This window comes from Membranihabitans maritimus (assembly GCF_021729145.1).
GTDB classification, from domain to species: Bacteria; Bacteroidota; Bacteroidia; order Chitinophagales; family Saprospiraceae; genus Membranihabitans; species Membranihabitans maritimus.
Genome location: NZ_JAJSLW010000001.1, coordinates 264526 through 283425, shown reverse-complemented (window position 1 = coordinate 283425; position 18900 = coordinate 264526). Strand labels below are relative to the sequence as shown.

Genomic DNA, 18900 nt, shown 5'->3' with positions numbered 1-18900 from the left:
GATATACTTATGAGTATTTCAGGAGTATTATCGCATTGAGTAATCTGGGTGTAATTGATTTTAAATTATTATAGGACAAAAAAAGTTAGTAAGATGAATGTAAAATGGTTGAAAAGGATAAGTTATACAGGTATTAACCTGGTGGCTTTCCTGGGATGGGCAATAGGTGCAGCCTTGCCTCCAAACACGTTGGATGTTAAAGCTACTAAGAATTGGGAGATTGCCAATCTGGCTATCCCCGTTTCCGGTAACGTAACCGATAAAGATGGTGAACCATTGATCGGGGTTAATGTAATTGTGAAAGGAACGAATAATGGTACTTCGACAGATTTTGATGGTAATTTTGAGCTTCAGAATGTTGAAGAAGATGCGATATTAGTATTCTCCTATGTCGGGTATCAGTCACAGGAAATTGCTGTTCAAGGAAGGGAATCTATTAAGGTTGAGCTCTTATCTGATGCGCAATTGCTGGATGAACTGGTTGTAGTCGGATACGGAACTGTGAAGAAGAGTGACTTGACAGGATCTGTAGACCGGTTGGAAATGGATGAAAAAACTACCCAGGCCAATGTCAATATTCTTCAGGCTTTATCGGGAAGTTCCTCTGGAATAAACATAGAAGGAAGAGGGGGAGCAGCCGGACAACCTTTATTTTCGATTAGGGGGCAGAATTCTCTGTCAGCCAGTAATTCCCCTCTAATTGTTATAGATGGAATAATTTACAACGGATCATTGGCAGATATTAATATCAATGATGTAGAAACCATTGATGTCTTAAAGGATGCCAGTGCTGCCGCAGTGTACGGTTCCCGGTCAGCCAACGGTGTTGTAATTATTACCACCAAAAAAGGAAGCTCAGACAAACCGAAAATTTCTTTTAATTCTTATTATGGTTTCCAGGACATGACCAACAACCCGATGCGGGTTATGAATGCAGAGGAATTTGCTGTCCGCCTGGTTGATTGGGATTATCAAAGTAAATTGTACCAGTGGTACGCTACCGACCCTGAAAGTGTTGACAGTAGGCCTCAGCGTCCTGATGTAACCAATCGTGAATTGGTATCCTCCTACTTGTTAACCCAGGAAGAAAAAGACAATTACCTGGCGGGAAATGAAATAGACTGGGTAGACCAGGTCCTGCAAGTAGCTCCTTTGCAGAATTATAATCTTAGTTTGTCAGGGAAAAGTAATGAAAAACTTAGCTATTTTGTTTCTGGTTCCTATACTGATGCGGAAGGGATCCAAATCAACGACCGGTTCAAAAGGTTGACCCTAAGAAGTAATGTGTCCAGTGATGTCAATGACTGGTTGAATTTGTCTGTCAATTCCTCCTTTTCCAGTGTAGATGAATCCGGAATTCCAGCTTCCCTGTCCAATGCGCGGGTTGCCAGCCCTCTGGTCAATAACTATATAGGTCAATCATCATATGATATTTACCTTGGAGGTGAACTCTTTCAACCCTACCCTTTGGTTCATACATATATTGATAACTCTGATAAAAGGAATCAATTGCAATTAAGCGGTAGTGCCAAAATTCAAGTTCCATGGGTGGAAGGACTTTCGTATGAGTTCAATTACTCCAATATTTTCATAAATGGAGATAACAATTCCTACCATAATTACAATACCCCATCTGGTGTTTCGAACCGTGGGTTAGCAACGAAGAATCCGTACAAAAGCAGAGATTGGATCTTGAATAATATTGTTACCTACCTTAGGACTTTTGACGACCACAGTTTCAACGGGACACTATTATTAAGTAGAGAAGGTAGAATGGGGGAGGCATCCTCATTAGAGGCACAGGGGTTTGATAACCAGGCATTGGGATATAATAATGTCGGGCTTGCTGAAATATCTACAATATCGAGTTCTGCATGGGAAGAAAACAGCCTGGCTTATATGGCGCGGTTGAATTATAGTTTCAAATCCAGATATATGGTCACGGGTACAGTTAGAAGGGACGGGTACTCAGGTTTCGGTGCAGAAAATAAATGGGCTACCTTCCCGTCGGTTTCATTGGCCTGGGTTTTTTCAGAGGAAGATCTTTTTAATAATGCGGGAGGATACTACGGAAAATTGAGGCTTTCCTATGGTAAAAATGGAAATCAGGGAATCGGAAGATATTCCAGTTTGTCAAGAATGTCCACTACGTATTACACATTTGATCAGGCAACAGTCATTGGGTTATATCCTTCAACCCTGGGTAATTCAGATTTGAGCTGGGAAACTACAAAATCATATAACCTTGGATTGGATCTTGGGTTCTTGAACAATCGACTGACTGGATCCCTTGATTTGTATACTTCTGAGACACAAGATGTGCTCGTACAACGACAACTTCCCAGGGCAGCAGGATATAGCAGTGTCTGGGCTAATATAGGAGGACTTGAAAACAAAGGTGTTAACCTAAAGGTCAATAGTATAAATATCGATAACGAACTTCGTTGGGAAACCGGATTTGTATTCTCTCTCAACAGAAGTAAGATCACTAGGTTGTACGGTGATAATGACGACGCAGACCTGGGGAATGAATGGTTTGTTGGGGAACCTATAAGTGCTTTGTATGATTACCAAATGACTGGTGGCGTATGGACGGAGCAAGAATTTTTTGCCGGGCAAATTCCTTATGATGGATGGTATCCTGGTCAATTCAGATATGCGGATCTAAATGGGGACAACGCTATAACTCCAGACTTCGATAGAACAATTATCGGGTATTCTGCTCCGAGTTATCGATTCAGTGTAAGTAATAATTTATCGTATAAAAACTTTGGGCTTAATATAATTATCAATTCTATCCAGGGTGGAGATAAGTTTTACAGGGCAGACAACGCGGATAATATCAATCCCAGGTATTATTTCCCCAATCGTATGAATAATTCACTGATAAATGACTATTGGAGGCCAGATGCACCTACTAGCAATACAACAGGTATTTACAATGAACCACCCCAACAAAGTGGAATTTATCAAAGCAGGTCTTTTGTAAGGCTGCAGGATATTACATTATCGTATTCATTTAGTCAAAACCTGCTTAGTTCTATAGGTTTGGACAATTGTCAAATTTATATATCAAGTAAAAATCCATATGTATGGACACAGTGGCAAGGCTGGGATCCTGAAACAGGGACAAGTGATACTCCGTTGATGAGAAATGTAATAGGCGGTATTAAATTCAGCTTTTAATTGATGAATTCAATTTTAAATTTAAAAACACTAGAAATGAAAAATTTCATTCATACTTTCCATAAAAAATTAGCCCTCCTTTTGGGGACATTGCTGTTGTCAATAACAGCCTGTAACGACGACATACTTGAAGAGCGCCCACTAGATTTTTTCTCTCCTGATAATGCTTATTTAACGGAGGAGGGTGTTTTACAGGGAATTATCTCTCTTCACGAAAGAGTGCGTTTTGTGTATTATTCTTTTCAGAGTTTTGGCACAATGAACTGGCGTGTTCACGGTAGTGACCTCGGGTATGTGGGTGAAGTACCGAACACCCAATCTTATCTTACCAGTTATGCAAATATTACACCCATTGCCAGGTATGTGGTGGATACCTGGAATACCGGGTTTGAAATGATTCAAAGAGCCAATGTATTGATTGAAAAGATTGGAGAACTGGATAGTGAAGTATTTGAGAACGGGGAAGAAGGTAAAAATTTATATCTGGGAGAAGCCCGTTTCTTCAGGTCTTTTGTATACCGCTACCTGGTGTCTACTTATGGTGACATCCCTTTGCTTACCGAGCCGGTGAAATCTGCCAAGGCTGATTTTGTGAGAGATCCTGCCTCTGAAATACACTCTTTAATGGTGGAAGATTTTTCCTTTGCTGCTGAACACTTGCCGGATCCGGGCGATGAGGCTTCACCGGGAAGAATTACAAAAGGTCCTGCCCTCCACTATTTGGGTGAAACCTATTTGGAACAGGGTAACGCTCAAGCTGCTGTAGATGTATTGACGACTGTTATTGATGATTTTGGATATGGGTTGATGAACGAGCGATTCGGTAATCACCTGGATAATGACGTTTTCGGTTCAGGGGATGCTTTTTACGATTTATTCGGATTTGAAAATCATAACCTCTCGGTGAATACGGAAGGTATGTGGGTAATACAGGTAGAACCATTAATCCAGGGAGGTGGACAGATTGGTAGTGCCTATATTTTTGGTCCCCGGTATTTTGATATTGGGCTTACACCTGATGGGTATGAAGAAATCCTGGGCATAAGATTTGATGGTAGATTCACCGGATACAATGACACGATGAGTCGTGGAACTGCAAATATCAGGGGCTCTAGTTTAGTCTACCACAAAATTTGGCAGGGGGACTGGGATATTGATATCCGGAATGCTGAGCACAACCTGAAGCGCAATTATTACTTTGATAATCCGGAATCTGCATATCACAGGCAGAAAATTGATTTTAGTTTGTACAATCCTCCGCGTCCAAACCCTCTGCAGGATACGACTAAAAATCTCTACCCTATGCACACCAAATTTTTGGATCCGCAGAATTATTATCTCCAGCCCAACAGAGCCGGAGGGGGTGTAACTCATAAAGACTGGTATGCATTGCGTTTTGCTGAGACACTTTTATTAAGAGCAGAAGCTTATCTGGGGATTAATAATGCGGCAGCTGCGGCAGCTGATGTAAATGTTGTCCGCAACCGAGCTCAGGCAACACCCGTTACTGCAGATCAGGTTAATATTGATTATATCCTTGATGAAAGAGCACGTGAATTGTACGGTGAAGAGTGGCGATTGATAACGCTTCGCCGCACAGGTAAGCTGATTGAAAGAGTACAGAAATATAATGATAATCCATTGGTTCCTGGAGCAGCCATAGAACCTCACAATGTTGTGTGGCCAATTCCTCAAAGCCAGATTGACTTGAATGTGGATGCGGAATTCCCGCAAAACACGGGTTACTAAAATAATAAAGCCCACTCTGTGCCCCTTGGAAAGAGTTTAAATTTATACAAAAAAGGGTTGGCGCGTGGAGTGGGCTTTTACTTTTAAGTTATGAAAATTAGGTTTTTAATACCATTTCTATTTTTTGCCTTTTATTCATTAAATGCATTATCTGAACCTATTTCACAGGATTCTCCCGATCCTACAATTGTATTTATTGTTAGTAATGACCCATTAAATTACGAAGCGCACGTAACCATACCGCGCTTTGCTAAAAAACTACAACAAGAAAAGGGGTACAAAGTAAAAGTAATCGAAGCTAAAGGGATTCGTAAGAAAGCGAAGCTCCCGGGTATTCGTTCCATCAAAAAATCCGATCTACTTGTCGTATTCTGCAGGAGACTTGCTTTGCGACCCGGTCAGATGAAAATAATCAAAGAATATATAGAATCCGGAAAACCGGTGATGGGCATACGAAGTGCCAATCATGCATTTTCCATTAGGGACTCACTTGCCCAAGGGTATGTGGATTGGTGGGAATTTGTTCCGGATGTCCTTGGATGCGAGAATAGGGGACATAGTCCCAACCCGGAACCTGTAAAGATACTACCCTCGCGAATGCTTCCCCGGCACCCGGCCACCGATGGTATAAATTTCAATGCCTGGACTACCCCGGGACATTTATATAAATCCCTTCCGTTATTAGATCCTGATGCTGATATCCTACTTGAAGGAAAGACTGGTGGATTAAAAGAACCGGTGGCATGGACAAGATATACTGATTTTGGGGGAATGGTTTTTTATACCTCCCTGGGGGTGCCTGATGACTTTATTAATCCGCAATTTGTTATATTATTGGAAAATACCGTTCAGTGGATATTAAATGAAAATAAAAAATGAAAATGAAACAGCATTTAAAAAAGATCTGGGAAGGTGGTTTATTACTTGCAATCGCTATAATATTATTCCCAAAGGAAGGCATTTCAGAAAAAAGCCATTTGGATTCAGACCCAAAACCCTCAATTGTATTCATAGTGAGTAATGACCCATTGAATTATGAAGCGTACAATACTATTCCCAAGTATGCCGGATGGTTGGAAGAACAAGGTAAATACCAGGTACAGGTAATAGAAGCAATCGGGGAAAGGAGGAAAGCCCATTTGCCAGATATTAAAGCTATAAAAAAAGCAGACCTCTTAGTGGTATTTTGTAGGCGGTTGGCTTTTAAACCTAAACAAATGAAGATTTTGAAAGACTATGTCCGAAAGGGAAATCCTGTGGTAGGGTTGAGAACGGCGAATCACGCCTTTTCCATTAGAGACTCGCTTCCGGAAGGATATGTCGACTGGTGGGATTTCGTGCCGGATGTCCTCGGTTGTGAAAATAGAGGATACGAACCGGAAGAACTGGGTACGATTGTGCGGACAGTTGACAAAAATAAGACCCACCAGATTTTAGACGGAATTGAAAGCGATGGATGGAGAAGCAATGGTCAGGTTTATAAAGTCGCCCCACTAATAGATCAAAATGCCAAAATTCTTCTTACTGGCAGTACAGAAAATGTAACAGAGCCATTTGCCTGGATACGCACTACCAAATTCGGAGGGAAAGTTTTTTATACAGCCCTGGGGTATCCAGATGATTTTGAGAATGATAACTTTATTAAGTTAATCACTAATGGGATTGAATGGGCAATACAATAAATTGACCTGAGCTCGACGAATATTTATTGGTTCTGTGGCAGGGGATGTTACGAGGTAGACTTCAGAAGCTTTATCGGGATAAAGGAAAAGAAAGGAGCAAGGTAGATTAGGCTTGTCAATCCAAGATTGAAAATAGTCACCATGGAGATACAGTTTCCACTTGTTAACAGTGAATTTCTTCCTAAATAGTCTACAATATATTCACTCTTTATAGTTGAATCTCACTATTCTCAAGGGGTCTGATTCCTTAAAAATCATCGAAATCAGCATAAACTATGAAAAACTTTACCTTTTTTTTATTGCCATTTCTAGTATTTCTTACCCCGTGTCAAAGCCAGGATCTTCCCCAATGGGAGTTGGTTAAAGACAGTGTTGCATGGTTACCAAGGGATTCTCAGGGTGAATTAGTATTTAAAGACCATCTTTGGATATTCGGGGGGTGGCACAGTTCATACGAAGCGCCTCCCCGTGATGTTTGGAAATCAAAAAATGGAAAAAGGTGGAAGAAAGTTACCGATAAAGCACCGTGGATTCATAGTGATTTGCCTATGGTCACTACATTTAGGGGTAAAATGTGGTTTATGGGTGGTTGGTACAATGGAAGACTCGAAGGTCGCTCTGCTAGTAATCAGGTATGGTCTTCAGAGAATGGAGAAAATTGGGATTTAGTAGTAGAAAGCGCAAATTGGGATCCCAGATGTGCTGCTGCAATTGTAGAGTTTAAAGGCAAAATTTGGTTACTGGGCGGTACAAATGATTATTACTATGGGGATGAAGAAAGCTTATTAAATGATGTTTGGTACTCAGAAGATGGTAAAGACTGGAAATTAGCTACGGATAATGCAGGTTGGCCACCCCGTGCTTTTCACCAGGCAGTTGTTTTAAACAACAAAATATACCTAATGGGAGGCGGAAACTACGACCCCGAATATAAAGCGTATAATGATGTTTGGAGCAGTGAAGACGGGATCCACTGGGTGCAGGAAACGGAGTCATCCCCGTGGCATGAACGAATTTGGTTTTCTTCGGTGGTTTATCGGGGGAATATGTGGGTTCTAGGTGGTTGGTCCAATAATCCATATATAAATTGGGAAGATGCCTGGTATTCTTCAGATGGGAGAAATTGGAATAAATTAAATACAAAGGGACCAATGTGGAAAGGACGACACGAACATTCTGCATATGTTTTTAAAAATAGATTGTGGATTGCCGGAGGAATGACACCTCCATTGGTAAATGATGTTTGGTCAATTGAATTACTTCAGCCTTCAAATATTAATATCAAAGAATAAAATAAAAGAATGAGCTTCAATGTAATTATTTCGATTACAATTTATTGATCTACAACAATTTTACCCTATTTGATTTGTTAACTTCAATTCTTCCCTAAATGGAAAATTTAAAATTATTATATCCTAAATAATGGATGTTTTCAAATTTATTACTATATTCGGTAACGTTACCGAAAAAATATAATTGCCCAAGTAAAGGCGTTTGCTTGGGGAGTAAAAATAGTGCACTAATATTTAACAAGATATTTGGCTAAACCCTGAATATCACTTAGGTAATTTAACTCTCTATGAATGTAAGGAGGGGCGTATGGATTTCGACTTCAAACTTCATTCATGAAAACAAAATTTCGAAAAACAGATTGTGAAAATTGATCAAATATTAAATTGTTAAAGATGAAATGGAAAAAGTTTACTCAAACCATTCTTCTCAATTCCTGGCTAATTGCGAGTCCTTTCTCAGCAATGATCGCTAATAATGGTTTTGAAGGAGAGACATTATTAAATGAAGCAAGTACAACTTATAAGGTGTTGGCTTTAGAAAAAAACGTGAACGTTACCGGTATGGTAACTGATGAAAATGGAGAGCCTTTAATCGGCGTAAATATTTTAGTGAAAGGTACGGATAACGGGACGTCAACGGATTTTGACGGTTCATTTACCTTGCAGGATGTAGCAGAAGATGCTATTCTTGTAGTAACCTATGTCGGGTACCAAAAGCAAGAAATTGAATTAGAAGGAAGGACTAGTATTGACATTCGCCTTCAATCTGATGCTCAAATGTTGGACGAACTCGTAGTCGTCGGGTATGGAACTGTAAAGAAAAGTGATTTGACAGGATCTGTTCAGCGCGTTGATGCCGCTAAGTTCAAAGACCAATCTATGACACAGTTGACGGATATGTTAACGGGCTCTGTGGCAGGTTTCAATGCTAATCAAAGTACATCGGCAGCAGGTGGTAGTTCACTGGAAGTGAGAGGACCTACTTCCTTAACTGCGAATACGGAGCCATTGATTGTGCTGGATGGTGTCATTTTCAACGGTAGTTTGCGAGATATCAACCCCAATGATGTAGAAACCATTGATATTCTGAAAGACGCCAGTTCGGCTGCGGTTTTTGGATCAAAAGCGGCATCAGGGGTAATTCTTATAACTACAACCAAAGGAAAAACAGGGAAACCAACCATTAATTTCTCAACAAAATTGGGTCTTACAGAAGCTACATCGGATGCTTATGGCGTTCGTGGACCGGATGAATACATTGATTTTCGAAAAGCTTATTACCGTGGGAATGTTCAACCTTTTCCGGATTATTACTGGGATGACCCGGCAAACCTAAGTGAGGGAGTTTCTTTAGACGAATGGAGAAACCTCAATCCCAATCCACTACCCGATAATACAAGGGAATACCTGTCAAGGTTAAACTTTTTTCCAACGGAAATAGATGCCTATCTGGCAGGTGAAACCATCGATTGGTTTGATGAAACCATGAGAACCGGGTTGAGGCAGGAGTACGATTTGAGTATTAGTGGTGGAACGGAAAATTCTTCGTATTACTGGTCTGTAGGCTATGTTAATAACGAGGGAATTATCCGTGGAGATGAATACTCTACCATCCGTTCCCGGTTAAATGTCGATTTTAAGGTTACCAATTGGTTAAACGCTGGTGCAAATACGCAATTTTCAGTCCGAGATGAAAGTTCAGTTACAGCAAGTATCGGTGGAATGCAGACCACAAGCCCATTTGCTCAAATGCGTAATGAGGACGGTACATTAAAATGGTATCCCGGTGATTACATAGGAGGGCAAAATCCATTAATAAATACTTTGGGGCAAGATAGAGATCGTAAACTCAATAATTTATTTACTTCATTATATGCCAAGGTTACATTGCCTTTTGGAATAACCTATAAGCTTTCATTCCAACCTCGAATAGAAGATTTGCGTGATTACAACTATTGGTCTCCACAAACCATTGTTGGAGGGCAAAACGTCTCTGGAGGAAGAGCAGACAGAACTGACTTTGCCAGGTATGAGTGGATGATTGATAATCTCGTGAAATGGAATAAGACATTCGGCATCCACAATTTTGACGTCACCCTATTATATAATAAGGAGCAAAACAGAACCTGGAATAGTTATTCGGTAAACAATACTTTTCAACCCAGTCCGGTATTGGGATATTCAGGCATACAATTCGGTATTAACCCTGCATTAGATGCAAATGATACCAAAATTACGGGTGATGCCATGATGGCAAGGTTGAACTATACATTGATGGATAAGTATTTAATTACCGCTTCTATCAGAAGGGATGGATTTTCAGCATTTGGTCAATTGAATCCGCGTGCTAATTTTCCTGCAGGAGCCTTTGCCTGGAAGCTATCAGAAGAAGATTTCTTTAATATCAACGGCATTGACCAGGCGAAAGTGCGATTATCCTATGGTGTAAATGGTAACAGAGATATCGGGGCATATTCTGCGTTAGCCCAGCTGACATCAAATCAATATTACGACGGATCGCAAGTGCAAATTGGGGTATTTACTTCTTCACTTGCCAACCCCGGATTAATTTGGGAGGAAACAGAATCTTTTAATGTCGGAATTGACCTGGGTATATTGGAAAACAGGATCAATGTTTCTCTGGATTACTACGATATGACAACTCAAAACCTCCTGGTAAACCGTACCTTGCCTAGAATAACAGGTTTTTCTGATATTACTACGAATATTGGAGAGTTAGGAAATAAAGGGTTTGAAATGATGATTAACTCTGTTAATATAAGTTCAGAAAACTTTAATTGGAGAACGACTTTTAATCTTTCATTGAACCGAAATGAAATCATCTCACTATTTGGGGAAAGTGGAAACTATACGTTGGAAGGTCAACAATACGAAGGAGAGATTCCAGACTTTGAAAATGAATGGTTCATTGGTCGTCCTATTGATGCTGTATGGAACTACGATATTGTAGGTGTTTGGCAAGAAGAGGAAGCGGATGAAGCAGAAACGTATGGTTTGGAGCCAGGTGATTTGAAGGGTGCTGACCTCAATAACAATGGGACCTATGAGGCTCTGGATGATAAGACTTTTATCGGTTACGAACAACCCCGATATAGACTGGGCTTGCGTAATGAATTTAATTTCTTACAAAACTTTTCCGCTTCCATTTTCTTAAGAGCGGACCTTGGTCATATCGGTGCATTTTCTCATGCCATCCACAGACACTCAACATACGACAGAAGAAATACTCCGCCTACACCGTATTGGACTGCTGAAAACCGATCCAATGAATGGCCTCGCCTTGGCCAAAATGACGCACCTTACGGAGGTGGAATTATGGTCTTCAAATCCCGTGAATTTGTACGAATCCAGGATGTTACTTTGAACTATACGTTGCCATCTGAAATAGCACAGGTTGCTAACTTTCAGAGTTTGCGGGTTTTTGCATCGATCAGGAACCTTGCCACCTTTACGGAATGGCCAGGTTGGGATCCGGAGTCAGGAATTAATTCGCCGATGCCAAGGACGTATACCGTCGGTTTAAGTATGTCATTATAGTTTCAAACTTAAAAGATATAATCATGAAACGATTAATAAAAATCAATATATATACATTAATAATCATTGTGCTTGCAACTTCTTGTTCCGACGATGATTTTCTAAAACCGGAACCACTTTCTTTCTTTGCGCCGGAAAACATTTATGTAAATAAAGAAGGATTTGAAGCCTTGTTGATCACTATGAGAAAGGCCTTAGTGTCTGAAAATACCGGTAACCGGGATTTAATGCACCATCAGTGGAATACTTCCGAAGCTGCTGTACCCAATGTTCAGTTGGACATGACTCAACTAACTCCCAGTACGGATCGGTATTCCAATTATGTGGGACAAATAAATAACATCTATGAATTTATTAAAAATGCCAATGTAGCCATTTCTAGAATTGACGACATCGAATGGGAAAATCAGGAAGATAGGAATCAAATACTGGCTGAAGCTTATTGGCACAGATCTTACTGGTACTATCGATTGGTCCACAATTACGGAGATGTACCGTTCATCGGGGAAGAAGTGCAAAGTGCTCGTTTGGATTTTAACACCCACAGCCGATGGGCTATACTAGATAAAATTCAATCCGATATGGAATTTGCTGTACAACATTTACCAGAAACGGCAATTCCCGGAGCAGTCACCTTAGGTGCCGGCAATCATTTATTATCCAAAATTGCACTGGCGAATATGGATTTTGACAGAGCCATTTCGGCTTCCTCGGAAGTTATTAATGGTCCATATGCGCTTATGACTGAGCGGTTTGGTGTGGATGCGGGTGATGCAAGCAAAAATGTAATTTGGGATTTGCACAGACCCCAAAACAAAAATTTATCAACGAATACTGAAAATATTCTTTCGATTGTAGACCGGTTTGAAGCCCCGGATGCTGCTAAGAGTGTTGGTACATATTCCATGAGAACGTATCACCCCGCATGGTGGCATTCCCGACACAGGGACAGTGAAGGGAATAGAGGAATGATTGATGCCGGACCTCTGTATGATTCACTTGGTAGAGGAAATCCGGATGCTGCCCTTTCCGAATGGTATCAATATGATGTATGGGAAGAGGATGATTTTGAATGGAGTAATACACCAGATTTGCGTAGGGCTGATATTAATTGGAAGGATATCAATGAAATGTTTTATAATAATACGGAATCGGTAGACTACGGCGAGCCATGGAGACTGGAATATATGACGGGAGATCCCTACAGTGTGCTTAGCTCAATGTATGCGATGCCGATTTACAAAACTATGGTATTTGAAGGGGATCCTGCTACAAGACCTAGCGGAGGGAACGGCGATTGGTATGTATACAGATTGGCCGAAACCTACTTGATCCGGGCAGAAGCCTATTTCTGGAATGGAGACTTGGCGTCTGCGGCCAATGATATAAATATGATTCGGGAGCGGGCGCAAGCCGAACCCATCTCTCCGGATGAAGTCACGATAGATTATATCTTTGATGAAAGGGCTCGAGAATTATTTGCCGAAACGCCGAGACAAAATGAATTGGTAAGAGTCTCGTTTACTATGGCAGCTATGGGAATCAATGGATATTCTGAAGAAACCCTTGCGGATAACAATTGGTACTACGACAGGGTAACAGGATTAAATTTCTTTTATCCACAATACTCCGGGCCCAGAACCCAAACATTCCTGGGATTGGACTTGCCTATAGGAGATAAGTTTATTGTCATTGGGCAATCACCGACGATTGAACCGCATCACTTTTTGTGGCCTATTGATGACCGTTTAATTAACGCCAATACGCTCGGAACTATAAATCAAAATATTGGGTATGCTGGCGCCCAGAACAATCAGCCACCATTAGAAACTATAGAGTAATGCTAATTGAATTGTAAAAATTGATAGTTATATCAGGAAAATAAATCCATTGAAATTGTTTTATGCCATGGCCGACTTAAAAGTAAGTCTGCCATGGTTATTTTGTAAGAGAAAATGATCTAAATTAAATTGAAAAGGAAGTCACCAATAATGCGAATTGATCAAAATGTTATAAAAACATGCACTCTGCTTTTAGCGGCTGTTATGGTTTTTATTTCATTCAATAAAGGAATTTGTCAATTATCATCGGAGACTTTTAACTTCTATTCCACTTCGGAAAAAAAAGAAATTTCATTTTCTTCTCCTGCAGAATGGGAAACGTACAGGTATTCCATTCTTCAGAATCTTCAAGAGGTTATGGGGCCACTCCCCGTGGGTATTGAAGCAGAGAAAGTTGTATTCCAGGTTTTAGATACCTTTGAAACGGACTCTTACATTAGGATGGAGGTAATATTGGAGGAATCCCGGAAAGAAAAAATACCGGTATATTTATATTTACCCAAACGCACGAGTACCTCTGGCAAACTTCCAGCTTTAGTTGCTTTGCATCCGACGGGCGCGGAAGGGAAAAAAATAGTAGATGGCCAGGGGAAGGCCAATCGGGGGTATGCAAAGGAATTGGCTGAACGAGGATATATTGTTATTGCACCGGACTATATTACTTTTGGGGATTTAAAAGATTTTGATCTCGATAATCCACAATACAAATCCGGTACCATAGCTGGTATTTATTACCATATGAAGTGTATTGATTTTCTTACCCAATTAGAAGAGGTTGATATTAACCGCATCGGTGCAATTGGGCATTCATTGGGTGGACACAATGCCATGTTTCTTGGTGCTTTTGACCCAAGAGTGAAAGTTGTTGTATCTAGTTGTGGATGGACCCAGTTTGAAAATTATGACATCGGAGAATCAGCTATTGAAAGATACGGTGGAAGATTGGGACCGTGGGCACAGGAGCGATATATGCCACTCATTCGTACGAAATATGATTTGGAGGGTGATCAACTTCCCTTTAATTTTCACGAGGTCATTGCTTTAATGGCTCCGCGTGCATTTTTCTCCAATTCACCTACAGGTGATGCGAACTTTGATTTTAAAGGTGTGGAAGAGGGTATTTCTAAAGTAAAAGAATTATACTCTTTTTACCGGTCAGAATCTCAATTACAAGTGCGGTATCCGGATGCAGGACATGATTTTCCTACTTCGGTGCGAAGAGAATCATATGAGTTTATTGATAAAATATTAAGCCATATCCCGAATAAACATACAATGGAATAAAATATATACAATGAATAGGTTACATAGAATCTTTTTACTAAAAATGTTATTGTTTATAGCGTTATTTTGCATTTCAGCAAGTACGATGGTTGCAACAAATTACATTTCTTCTAATATTCAAGACATGAATCTGCAAGTAGGAGTGGCAAAAAAGGATATTACTCCTCCGGTAGAAGTTAAAAATTGGGTGACGGGAAAATCATATACCGGAATTAGTAGTCCTATATTCAGTCGGGCACTGGTCCTTTCAGATGGAGTCGATAAAGCAGTCATTATCCATTGGGAATTGGTAGATGCAGGGGAATCGGCTACAAAGCAAGTAAGAGAAAAAATTGCAGAAAAACTGGGTATACCCGAAAATAATATCATGTTAAACGCAGCCCATAATCATTCTGCCCCATGGTCACCTGTGTACGGCAATGATAACAATAGAGGTAAAGAACTGGACCCATGGTGGGTAACCCGACATATGCCGAGGCAAAATGAAGATCCATATTTCAAAAAATGGATGGAAGTTCTGATCGCCGAAACTGTTCAGGCCGTTGAAGAGGCAAATGAAAATCTTCAGCCCGCTTCCCTGTGGATTGGAAGGTATGATGCTTCGAAGTATATGCGAAACCGACGCCCAAGACCCGTCACCTGGGGTGTAGAAAAGACCGGTACTCCGGATGGATTTAATTACAAACATGAAGATTGGGATCCCAATGTACTCAGTGGTGAAAGCACTTTTGGACCATTGGACCGCACATTGACAGCTATTTCTTTCAGGGATACTGAAGGGAATAACATTTCTACCATTTTCCATATGTCATGCCATGCAGTCTCAATCTATCCTTTTTCCGATGATCTGTCCGGTGATTGGTCTGGTCAAGCTACAGAAGAATTAAATGAAAAGCTGGGCGGTGAAAACTTGTTTCTACAAGGGACCGCAGGTGATATTAATCCCTGGCGCCGTGGACCTGAAGCTGTTGATGAAATGGCTGAAGGATTGTCTTCTTACATTTCCACAGCTTACTCATTCAGCGCTAGAATTCAGTCTTCTCCTTTAAAAGTGGGAACAAAAGGAATGGGACTTCCTTTGACTGATTACGGTAGAGAAAGAACGGGGCTGAATGTTCTTCCTGCGGAAGTTCAGGTTGTTTCCGTAGGACCCTTGGCAATTGTTACATTACCTGGCGAACCTATGACCGAATTAGGAATGGCTATCCGTTCGGCTTCCCCATTTCCCCATACCATTGTACTGGGGTATTCGAATGGAAATGGAGGTCATTATTGTGGCATGCCCGGGGAAAAGGAATACGGGGGATACGAAACCGGTGAACGAACCAATCTCGGAACAGATAACTCAGGATTATTTATGGTAAAATCTGCCATTGAATTATTGAACTCAATTTTTGAAAGCGAATAGGTTATGAACATAGAAATGATCTTTTCCGTGATATTCGGAATACTGACGATAATGGTAAAGGCTGAAACCGTACCTACTGTAAGTTTCGGTGACCCGGCAAAGCCCCATATTGTCTTTCTAATTAGTGAGGACGAGAATAATTATGAAGCGCATTTGACAATTCCTCCATTCGCTAAACAATTGGAGAAGGAGTACGGATTGAAAGCAACGGTCATTTTGGGTAAAGGAGAAAGGACGGGCTTTAAATACCCGGGGCTACATAAAATCAAAAATGCAGATCTTTTGGTAGTGTTTAGCCGGAGAGTAGCCTTGAAATCAGACCAGATGAACATGATCAAAGAGTATTTGGAAGCGGGTAAACCCTTAGTTGGTATTCGCACGGCCAATCATGCATTTTCAGTTCGTGAAGAAATAAAGGATGGATATATCGATTGGAAGGAGTTTGTTCCTGAAATACTTGGTTGCGAAAATCGTGGATATGGCCCTGTAGGTCCGGGGACGGACGTAGAAGTAAATGTAGAACAAGATAACCACGCTATTATACAAAGATATAAAACCAGAGAATGGCATAGTGATGGGAATGTTTACCTGGTAGCTCCACTATTGGACCCTAATATTAAGGTCCTTTTAGAGGGGACTTCCGATGGTAAGCAAGAACCGATTGCATGGACGCGAAAGACCAAGAATAATGGGAAGGTTTTTTATACTTCGTTAGGGCATCCTTCGGATTTTAAAAAACCGGAATTTATTACCTTGTTAATAAATGGTATAAATTGGGCAATTAATGAATAGAATAAATAAATCAAACAGAATGGTACAGAATTATTATTTGTTTACAACACTTGTAATTTCGATATTACTTTTTTCCTGTGGAGAGGAAAGTAAGTATCCGGAACCGATGACTCCGGAAGAAGCATTAAATAGTTTTGAATTAGATGAAAAATTTGAAATTCAGCTATTTGCATCGGAACCACACGTGTTGGATCCCGTAGAAATGATATTTGATGAAGATGGTAATATATATGTTGTTGAAATGCCGGACTATCCCTTCCAGCCCGAAGGGTCTGAAGGTCGGGGACGAATAAAAGTATTGCATGATACTGACGGAGATGGTCAAATTGATGATTTTACTATATTCGCCGATGGAATAAAAGATGCAACGAGTTTACAACCCTGGAAAGATGGTTTACTGGTAACAGCAGCACCTTATATTTACTATATGAAAGATACGGACGGAGATTTCATTGCTGATGAAAAAGAAGTTCTTTTTTCAGGATTCTTTCGCGACAACCAGGAAGCGCAAATCACCAATTTAAGATTTAATATTGATAACTGGATTTATGCTAATAATCATGGGCACGACGGGGAAGTAGAATCCAAATTGGATCCAGATGCAGATCCATTATCTGTAGGTGGTGCCGACTTTAGATTCCGGCTGGATAACAATAAGTTTGAAAGAGAAACTTCACCAGGTCAATTTGGTCAGGCCCTCAACAAGTGGGGACATCGATTTGTAACACAAAATACGATTCACATCCAGCAAATGGTAATACCATATCGATATTTACACAGGCAGGAATTTATGCCTTCTACCAAAGGAATTTTAAATATTTCAGATCACGATTTGAGAATGTATCAATTGACAGAAGCACCGTACTGGCGTATTGAGCGATCTAATCGAAGACAAAAAAAATACGACGAACAAGGATTAAATAGAACTGAATATATTGATAATCATTTTACTGGTGCTTCAGGAGGCACACACTACGGAGGAGATTTATTTCCTGAAGAATACCGGGGAAATATTTTTACCGGGGAAGTAATGGGTGGACTTGTCCACAGAGATGTTTTGTCTATGCCTGATGACCAACCGTTCTATACCGCCCAGAGAGCAGCCTCCGAACAAACAAAAGAGTTTCTAGCATCTACGGATATGTGGTTCCGACCGGATCATTTTACTGTGGGGCCTGATGGTGCTCTCTATGTAATAGATATGTACCGTCAACATATCGAAACGCCTTTGTCTATTCCAGAGGACCTCAAGGAAGAAATGGATTTTATGCGAGGGGAGGATATGGGAAGAATATATAGAATCGTGCCCAAAGGAAGTTCTCCATCAGTAGTTCCTGCAGAGGTAAAAGGAGAAAAATCCCTTCAGAAATATGTAGAATGGCTTGCCAAGCCCAACCAATGGTACCGACTTCACGCACAGAGAAAACTTATCGAAGCCAATGATGAATCAGTTATTTCACCGGTTCGCTCTCTTTTCGAAAGTAATAGTGACGCAGTAGTTCGATTGCATGCATTTTATGTTCTGGAAGGATTGGGAGCACTAGATAAAACAATAGTGAAAAAAGCATTGTCAGATTCTCACCCGGGTATCAAAGAGTATGCACTTATAGAGGCCGAAAAATACCCTGAATTATTGCCTCAGGTTCTTGCATTGAAGGATGACCCTTCAGCTCGAATTGTGCTGCAAGTAGCGTTAAGCCTCGGAGAATTTTCATCAAAGAATGTCATTCCTGCCCTTGGTGATATCTTAAAAAATCATTACGACGACCACTGGATCAGATTAGGGGTTTTAAGTTCAGAAGCCGGATCTTCTTTGAATTTAGTTCAGGTTTTATCAAAAGACGGGTTTTTTAAAAATTCAGATGACAATAAGAATGAATTAGTTAGCCAACTCGGATATATCATTGCTGCCCGTGGCGCTGAAGGCGAAACGGCAAAACTGCTGGATATATCAAGTGGTTTTCCGGAAGAACTGAAATCAAGTATCTCAAAAGGAATATTAAGTGGAGCAAAGAGAGCCAAAATTGAACTTAAGGATGCTGTTAAAACAAAACTCGAATCCTTTTCCTCCAATTAATGATAAGATTATAGAAACAAAAGCAAACAGA

At 40.4% G+C, this 18900-nt stretch carries 11 protein-coding genes; all 11 read left to right on the top strand.

The window, feature by feature from the left end:
• The first annotated feature begins 93 nt into the window (after positions 1-93).
• Positions 94-3186 carry a SusC/RagA family TonB-linked outer membrane protein gene (locus LVD47_RS01010; RefSeq protein WP_236973651.1) on the top strand — a complete coding sequence of 1031 codons (3093 nt, stop codon included), beginning with the start codon at positions 94-96 and terminating at the stop codon, positions 3184-3186.
• A gap of 36 nt (positions 3187-3222) precedes the next feature.
• Entirely contained in the window at positions 3223-4935 is a 1713-nt protein-coding gene (locus LVD47_RS01005; RefSeq protein WP_236973650.1) for a RagB/SusD family nutrient uptake outer membrane protein, read from the top strand.
• A 90-nt stretch (positions 4936-5025) separates the two neighbouring features.
• A complete protein-coding gene (locus LVD47_RS01000; RefSeq protein WP_236973649.1) occupies positions 5026-5814 on the top strand; it encodes a ThuA domain-containing protein in 789 nt (262 codons plus the stop codon).
• Between the two features lie 2 nt (positions 5815-5816).
• A complete protein-coding gene (locus LVD47_RS00995; protein ID WP_236973648.1) occupies positions 5817-6617 on the top strand; it encodes a ThuA domain-containing protein in 801 nt (266 codons plus the stop codon).
• 275 nt (positions 6618-6892) lie between these two features.
• Positions 6893-7909: a Kelch repeat-containing protein gene (locus tag LVD47_RS00990; protein WP_236973647.1), complete on the top strand. Its 1017-nt coding sequence runs from the start codon at positions 6893-6895 to the stop codon at positions 7907-7909.
• A gap of 393 nt (positions 7910-8302) precedes the next feature.
• On the top strand, positions 8303-11467 hold the full coding sequence (locus LVD47_RS00985; RefSeq protein WP_236973646.1) for a SusC/RagA family TonB-linked outer membrane protein: 3165 nt from the start codon (positions 8303-8305) through the stop codon (positions 11465-11467).
• Between the two features lie 23 nt (positions 11468-11490).
• Positions 11491-13308: a RagB/SusD family nutrient uptake outer membrane protein gene (locus LVD47_RS00980; protein ID WP_236973645.1), complete on the top strand. Its 1818-nt coding sequence runs from the start codon at positions 11491-11493 to the stop codon at positions 13306-13308.
• A 150-nt stretch (positions 13309-13458) separates the two neighbouring features.
• On the top strand, positions 13459-14592 hold the full coding sequence (locus LVD47_RS00975; protein ID WP_236973644.1) for an alpha/beta hydrolase: 1134 nt from the start codon (positions 13459-13461) through the stop codon (positions 14590-14592).
• 124 nt (positions 14593-14716) lie between these two features.
• Positions 14717-16000 (top strand): neutral/alkaline non-lysosomal ceramidase N-terminal domain-containing protein, encoded by a 1284-nt coding sequence (locus LVD47_RS00970; protein ID WP_236973643.1) that lies wholly within the window; start codon positions 14717-14719, stop codon positions 15998-16000.
• A 3-nt stretch (positions 16001-16003) separates the two neighbouring features.
• Positions 16004-16792, top strand: coding sequence for a ThuA domain-containing protein (locus LVD47_RS00965; RefSeq protein WP_236973642.1), 789 nt, complete (start codon positions 16004-16006; stop codon positions 16790-16792).
• Positions 16785-18869 (top strand): PVC-type heme-binding CxxCH protein, encoded by a 2085-nt coding sequence (locus LVD47_RS00960; protein WP_236973641.1) that lies wholly within the window; start codon positions 16785-16787, stop codon positions 18867-18869. Before LVD47_RS00965 ends, LVD47_RS00960 begins: the two co-directional genes overlap by 8 nt.
• The last annotated feature ends 31 nt before the right edge of the window (positions 18870-18900 follow it).

Bases quoted from the DNA above. Each gene is read 5' to 3' on its own strand.
- LVD47_RS01005 (WP_236973650.1), top strand. From the start codon at position 3,223: ATGAAAAATTTCATTCATACTTTCCATAAAAAATTAGCCCTCCTTTTG.
- LVD47_RS01000 (WP_236973649.1), top strand. From the start codon at position 5,026: ATGAAAATTAGGTTTTTAATACCATTTCTATTTTTTGCCTTTTATTCA.
- LVD47_RS00960 (WP_236973641.1), top strand. From the start codon at position 16,785: ATGAATAGAATAAATAAATCAAACAGAATGGTACAGAATTATTATTTG.
- LVD47_RS00970 (WP_236973643.1), top strand. From the start codon at position 14,717: ATGAATCTGCAAGTAGGAGTGGCAAAAAAGGATATTACTCCTCCGGTA.
- LVD47_RS01010 (WP_236973651.1), top strand. From the start codon at position 94: ATGAATGTAAAATGGTTGAAAAGGATAAGTTATACAGGTATTAACCTG.
- LVD47_RS00980 (WP_236973645.1), top strand. From the start codon at position 11,491: ATGAAACGATTAATAAAAATCAATATATATACATTAATAATCATTGTG.
- LVD47_RS00995 (WP_236973648.1), top strand. From the start codon at position 5,817: ATGAAACAGCATTTAAAAAAGATCTGGGAAGGTGGTTTATTACTTGCA.
- LVD47_RS00985 (WP_236973646.1), top strand. From the start codon at position 8,303: ATGAAATGGAAAAAGTTTACTCAAACCATTCTTCTCAATTCCTGGCTA.
- LVD47_RS00975 (WP_236973644.1), top strand. From the start codon at position 13,459: ATGCGAATTGATCAAAATGTTATAAAAACATGCACTCTGCTTTTAGCG.
- LVD47_RS00965 (WP_236973642.1), top strand. From the start codon at position 16,004: ATGAACATAGAAATGATCTTTTCCGTGATATTCGGAATACTGACGATA.
- LVD47_RS00990 (WP_236973647.1), top strand. From the start codon at position 6,893: ATGAAAAACTTTACCTTTTTTTTATTGCCATTTCTAGTATTTCTTACC.